Here is a 6,485-nt window from a genome sequence, read left to right as displayed (position 1 = left end):
CTTCAACAACTTCAACCACTTGCGCTTACGATCTCTCGTTAGCGGGAGGCGAATTCTACAGCGTTACACGCTGCTGTCAACACCTCTTTTTCAACTTCCTTTTGGCTTCGATGAACTGAAGCAACTTTCTGCCGAAAACTTCGTAACTCTTTGTTTACCAAGGAGTTTTCCGTTTCGACTGCGCCGGAAGTGGGGCGAATTATAGACAGATATAAAACGCCGTCAATCCCTTTCTTTCACATTTCTGTCATATAGGTCAAAAAGGCCGCAAAAGCACAAAAGCCGGCCCCAAGGGGCCGGCCTTCACCTACTACGCCTTACAGACTCGGGAAGGCGAACTGCGACGCTTCATGGCTGGCCCGCTGCGGCCAACGCTGGGTAATCGCCTTGCGACGGGTATAGAAACGCACCCCATCCGGCCCATAGGCATGCAAGTCGCCAAACAGCGAACGCTTCCAGCCGCCAAAGCTGTGGTACGCCACCGGCACGGGCAACGGCACGTTTACGCCGACCATGCCCACTTCGATCTCATCACAGAACAGCCGCGCCGCTTCACCGTCACGGGTAAAGATGCAGGTACCGTTGCCATACTCATGATCGTTGATCAGTTGCATCGCCGCTTCCAGGCTATCCACCCGCACCACGCACAGCACCGGCCCGAAGATCTCTTCCTTATAGATGCGCATTTCAGGGGTCACGCGATCAAACAAGCTGCCGCCCAGGAAGAAGCCCTCTTCATGCCCGGCAACACTTAACCCACGACCGTCGACCACCAGCTTGGCACCCGCCGACACACCGTCCTCTATATAACCACTGACCTTGTCCCGCGCCTGCCCCGTCACCAACGGCCCCATATCCAGGCCGCAAGAGGTGCCCGCACCAATCTTCAGTGCCTTGACCTGCGGTACCAACTTGGCGATCAACGCATCCGCCACCTGGTCACCCACGCACACGGCCACCGAAATCGCCATGCAACGCTCACCGCAGGAACCATACGCTGCGCCCATCAAAGCGCTGACCGCGTTATCCAAGTCCGCATCCGGCATCAGCACCGCATGGTTCTTCGCCCCGCCCAGCGCCTGCACGCGCTTGCCGCGCTTGGTTGCTTCGGAATAGATGTACTCGGCAATCGGCGTCGAACCCACAAAACTCAGGGCTTTCACTTCCGGCGCTTCAATCAGCGCATCCACTGCGCCCTTGTCCCCGTGCACCACGCTCAGCACGCCTTTGGGCAGACCGGCTTCCTGCAACAGCTGCGCAATCAGCAGCGTGGAGCTTGGATCACGCTCCGATGGTTTCAGGATGAAACAGTTACCGCATACGATCGCCAGCGGGTACATCCACAGCGGCACCATCGCCGGGAAGTTGAACGGAGTAATACCCGCCACCACACCCAACGGCTGGAAGTCCGACCACGCATCAATGTTCGGCCCCACGTTACGGCTGTACTCGCCCTTGAGAATCTCCGGCGCCGAACACGCGTATTCCACGTTCTCGATGCCGCGTTTCAGTTCACCGGCGGCGTCTTCCAGGGTCTTGCCATGCTCCTCGCTGATCAACTGCGAAATACGCGCTTCGTTCTGCTCCAGCAATTGCTTGAAACGAAACATCACCTGGGCACGCTTGGCCGGTGGGGTATTACGCCAGGCAGGGAACGCCGCCTTGGCCGAGTCGATCGCCTGTTGAATAGTTTCACGGCTGGCCAATGGCACTTGGTGAATCACCTGGCCGGTGGACGGGTTGTACACGTCGGCACTACGGCCGCTGTCATTGACCAACTCACCGTTGATCAAATGCTGGATAAGGCTCATGCAGGGCTCCTGAAAAGTTGTTCTATATAGAAGGAGAAATCAGTCGATCTTGTTCAGCACTTCGCCGACCGCATCGAACAAACGATCCAGGTCCTGCGGCTTGCTGTTGAAGGTTGGCCCGAACTGCAGGGTGTCACCGCCAAAGCGCACGTAGAAACCCGCTTTCCACAACGCCATGCCGGCCTCAAATGGACGCACGATGGCATCACCGTCACGCGGGGCAATCTGGATCGCGCCGGCCAGGCCGTAGTTACGAATGTCGATCACATTCTTGCTGCCCTTCAACCCGTGCAACGCATTCTCAAAGTGCGGGGCGACTTCGGCTACGCTCTGCACCAGGTTTTCCTTCTGCAACAGGTCCAATGCCGCCAAGCCAGCCGCGCAAGCCACCGGGTGCGCCGAGTAGGTGTAGCCGTGGGGGAACTCCACCGCGTATTCCGGCGTCGCCTGGTTCATGAAGGTCTGATAGATCTCGCTGCTGGCAATCACCGCGCCCATCGGGATCGCGCCGTTGGTGACTTGCTTGGCAATGCACATCAGGTCCGGGGTCACGCCAAAGCTGTCGGCGCCGAACATCGAGCCGGTACGGCCGAAACCGGTGATCACTTCGTCGAACACCAGCAGGATGTTGTGTTGGTCGCAGATCTCACGCAGTCGCTTGAGATAACCCTGTGGCGGCACCAGCACGCCAGCGGAACCGGCCATCGGTTCAACAAACACCGCTGCGATGTTCGACGCGTCGTGCAGTTCGATCAGCTTGAGCAGCTCATCGGCCAGGGCGATGCCGCCCAGCTCCGGCATGCCACGGGAGAAGGCATTGCTCGCCAGCAACGTGTGCGGCAGATGGTCAACGTCCATCAGGCCCTGACCGAAGAGCTTGCGGTTGCCGTTCACGCCACCCAGGCTGGTTCCGGCAATGTTCACACCGTGATAGCCACGGGCGCGGCCGATCATCTTGGTCTTGGTGGCCTGGCCTTTCAGGCGCCAGTACGCACGCACCATCTTCACCGCGGTATCGGCGCACTCGGAGCCCGAATCGGTGAAGAACACGTGGTTCAGGTTGCCTGGGGTCAGGTCAGTGATCTTTTCCGCCAGCTGGAAGGACAACGGATGACCGTATTGGAAGCCCGGGGAGTAATCCAGGGTGCCCAGTTGCTTGGAGACTGCTTCCTGAATCTCTTTGCGGGTGTGCCCGGCGCCACACGTCCACAGGCCCGACAACGAGTCGTACACCTTACGGCCCTTGTCATCTATCAACCAGCTGCCTTCAGCGCCGACGATCAGGCGCGGGTCGCGCTGGAAGTTGCGGTTGGCGGTGTAAGGCATCCAGTGCGCATCCAACTTCAGTTGGCTGGCCAGGGACGATGGGGCGTTTTCGGGCATGTTCATCAGCAAAACCTCGCAGGGCAAAAGGCAGCGTCGGGATTGAAAAGCGTTGTTGCAGCTAAATTGCCACGGCGATAAAGTCGGTGAAATCCAACTCTTCTAACCTTCAGTCAGGCCTTCACTAAACTATGAGCAGCCGTCGACCCGATCCCCTGGCCCAAGTCAGCGACTTCGATATCCGCCTGTTGCGCATCTTTCGCAGCGTGGTGGAGTGCGGCGGCTTCTCGGCGGCCGAAACCGTGCTCGGCATCGGCCGCTCGGCCATCAGCCAGCAGATGAGCGACCTGGAGCAACGCCTTGGATTGCGCCTGTGCCAGCGCGGGCGTGCCGGTTTCTCCCTGACCGAAGAAGGCCGCGAGGTCTACCAATCGGCCTTGCAGCTATTAAGTGCGCTGGAAAGCTTTCGCACCGAGGTCAACGGCCTGCATCAGCATTTGCGCGGCGAACTGATCATCGGCCTCACCGACAACCTGGTCACCCTGCCCCACATGCGCATCACCCACGCCCTGGCGCAGTTGAAGGAACGCGGCCCTGACGTACAAATCCAGATCCGCATGATCGCGCCGAACGAGGTGGAACAAGGTGTACTCGATGGTCGCCTGCATGTCGGCGTAGTACCTCAGGCGAGCGCGCTGTCCGGCCTGGAATACCAACCCCTGTACAGCGAACGCTCACTGCTCTACTGCGCGGTTGGCCACCCGTTGTTTTACGCGGACGACAAGCAACTGGACGACCCACGTATCGACAGCCAGGACGCCATCGCACCGACCTTTCGCTTGCCCGCCGAAATCCAGGCCCATTACCAGGCACTCAATTGCACCGCCAGCGCCTCGGACCGCGAAGGCATGGCGTTCCTGATCCTCACCGGCCGCTATATCGGCTACCTGCCCGACCACTACGCCAGCCTGTGGGTACAACAAGGCCGACTGCGCGCGCTGAAACCGGCTACACGTTTTTACGATTTGAGCCTCGCATCGGTCACGCGCAAGGGTCGCCGCCCTCATTTGGTGCTGGAAAGCTTTCTGGAGAGTCTGGCGGCAACGCGCTAATTCGGGCCTCTCGCTAAAAGCTGAGCAACTGGACAGCTTTTTGCAAGGGAACCAGGACCTTGAACCGTCCGCCCTGAGTTTGCCCGCCATGCCACCAGAAACCTTGAGCCCCAACGACCTGATCTACGGCCTGAACGACCGACCGAAACCACTGCCGGCCCTACTGGCAGCCTTGCAACATGTGCTGGCCGCCTTTGTCGGCATCATCACCCCGCCACTGATCATCGGTTCTACGTTGGGGCTCACCGCCCACCTGCCCTACCTGATCAGCATGGCGTTGATGGTGTCCGGCGTAGGCACTTTCATCCAGGCACGCAGGCCATTTGGTATCGGCGCCGGCATGATCTGCCTGCAAGGCACCAGCTTTGCGTTTCTCGGCGCGGTGTTGTCAGCAGGCTTTCTAGTGAAGCAACGCGGCGGCAGCCCGGAAGACATCATGGCGATGGTCTTTGGCGTGTGCTTTTTCGGCGCGGCGGTGCAGATCGTGTTGAGCCGTTTTATCGGCCAATTGCGCCGTGTGATCACGCCCTTGGTCACCGGCATTGTCATCACCTTGATCGGCATCAGCCTGATCAAAGTCGGCATCACCGACCTGGGTGGCGGTTTCAATGCGCCTGACTTCGGCGCGCCGACCAACCTGGCCTTGGGGTTGTTCGTCGTGTTGACGATCATCTTGCTCAACCGCTCGAACACGCCGTGGGTACGCCTCTCGGCAATCATCATCGGCCTGGCCCTCGGCAGCCTGGCCGCGTGGTTCAGCGGCAAGCTGGTGCCCCAAGCCTTGCCCGACTTGCCATTGATCAGCGTACCGATGCCGTTTCGCTTTGGTTTCAACTTCGACTGGAGCGCCTTCCTGCCCATCGCGCTGATTTATCTGATCAGCAGTATCGAAACCGTTGGCGACCTGACCGCCAACTGCATGATCGCCCGCCAGCCGATCAGCGGCCCTTCTTATATAAGTCGACTCAAGGGCGGCGTATTGGGTGATGGCGTCAGTTGCATGATCGCCGCCACCTTCAGCGCATTCCCCAACACCACGTTTGCGCAGAACAACGGCGTGATCCAACTCACCGGCGTGGCCAGCCGTTACGTCGGCTTATACATTGGTGTGCTGCTGTTCTGTCTCGGCCTGTTTCCACTGATCGGCGCGGTGCTGCAGCAAATCCCCAAACCGGTATTGGGCGGCGCAACCCTGGTGATGTTCGGCAGCGTGGCCGCCGCCGGCGTGCGCATTCTGGCCCAGGCGCCGCTGGACCGACGCAGCATGTTGATCATCGCCACCTCGTTCGGCGTTGGCCTGGGCATCGCCGCCCAACCTGAGTTGCTGCACTTGATGCCGCCTCTGGTGCAAAACCTGTTCGATTCGGCCATCACCAGCGGCGGCCTGACGGCCATCGTGTTGTGCCTGTTATTACCCGAGGCCAAAGCGAATACCGCAGGCGCAAACCACGCGCCGGAAAGCGACACACTGGAACCGCTTTGACGGTTTTATTGCATCGGGACTTGTCTGAGGCTTGAGGGTGGGTTATCTGTGCACACGTCGTCTCTATCGATCAGCACGGAAACCTCCATGAGCCTCGAAGTTCCTGCCCACAGCAACCACGCCGGTAAACCTGCCAGCCGTATTCGGCAAAAGAATGAACAAGCGATTCTCCAGGCGGCTGAAGACGAATTCGCGCGTCATGGCTACAAAGGCACCAGCATGAACACCATTGCCTCGAGTGCCGGGCTGCCCAAGGCCAACCTGCATTATTACTTCACCAACAAGCTCGGCCTGTACATCGCGGTACTGAGCAATATCCTCGAACTGTGGGACAGCACCTTCAACGCGCTGACCGCCGAGGACGACCCCGCCGTCGCGCTGACACGCTACATCCGCACCAAGATGGAATTCTCCCGGCGCCACCCCCAAGCCTCGCGGATCTTCGCCATGGAGATCATCAGTGGCGGCGAATGCCTGACCGAATATTTCAGCCAGGACTACCGCGCCTGGTTCAGTGGCCGCGCAGCGGTGTTCCAGGCCTGGATCGAAGCCGGCAAGATGGACCCCATCGACCCCGTACACCTGATCTTCCTGTTGTGGGGCAGCACCCAGCATTACGCCGACTTCGCCACCCAGATCTGCCGCGTCACTGGTCGCACCAAGCTGACCAAGCAGGACATGGAAGACGCCGGCACCAACCTGATCCATATCATCCTCAAAGGCTGCGGCATCAAGCCGGCCCTATAAACGAAGCGA

At 59.7% G+C, this 6,485-nt stretch carries 5 protein-coding genes; 3 read left to right on the top strand and 2 right to left on the bottom strand.

All coding sequences use genetic code 11. From position 1 onward, the window contains the following. Positions 1 to 317 precede the first annotated feature (317 nt). Complete coding sequence (locus HBO41_RS29010) at positions 318 to 1,811, bottom strand: CoA-acylating methylmalonate-semialdehyde dehydrogenase (protein ID WP_124416352.1); 1,494 nt, start codon at positions 1,809 to 1,811, stop codon at positions 318 to 320. A gap of 39 nt (positions 1,812 to 1,850) precedes the next feature. Further along, positions 1,851 to 3,200: an aspartate aminotransferase family protein gene (locus HBO41_RS29005; protein ID WP_017134727.1), complete on the bottom strand. Its 1,350-nt coding sequence runs from the start codon at positions 3,198 to 3,200 to the stop codon at positions 1,851 to 1,853. 125 nt (positions 3,201 to 3,325) lie between these two features. On the opposite strand from HBO41_RS29005, the gene HBO41_RS29000 reads away from it, so the two are divergent. From HBO41_RS29000 to HBO41_RS28990, 3 genes are all read left to right on the top strand, one after another. Further along, positions 3,326 to 4,246: a LysR family transcriptional regulator gene (locus tag HBO41_RS29000; RefSeq protein ID WP_017134726.1), complete on the top strand. Its 921-nt coding sequence runs from the start codon at positions 3,326 to 3,328 to the stop codon at positions 4,244 to 4,246. An 88-nt stretch (positions 4,247 to 4,334) separates the two neighbouring features. Continuing rightward, on the top strand, positions 4,335 to 5,729 hold the full coding sequence (locus tag HBO41_RS28995) for a uracil-xanthine permease family protein (RefSeq protein WP_026013502.1): 1,395 nt from the start codon (positions 4,335 to 4,337) through the stop codon (positions 5,727 to 5,729). A gap of 87 nt (positions 5,730 to 5,816) precedes the next feature. Then, positions 5,817 to 6,476, top strand: coding sequence for a TetR/AcrR family transcriptional regulator (locus HBO41_RS28990; protein WP_017134724.1), 660 nt, complete (start codon positions 5,817 to 5,819; stop codon positions 6,474 to 6,476). The last annotated feature ends 9 nt before the right edge of the window (positions 6,477 to 6,485 follow it).

The organism is Pseudomonas sp. WS 5146 (genome assembly GCF_012985495.1).
Classification (GTDB): Bacteria; Pseudomonadota; Gammaproteobacteria; order Pseudomonadales; family Pseudomonadaceae; genus Aquipseudomonas; species Aquipseudomonas edaphica.
The sequence above is the reverse complement of the archived record's forward strand: the minus strand, read 5'-3'. Positions and strand labels throughout refer to the sequence as shown.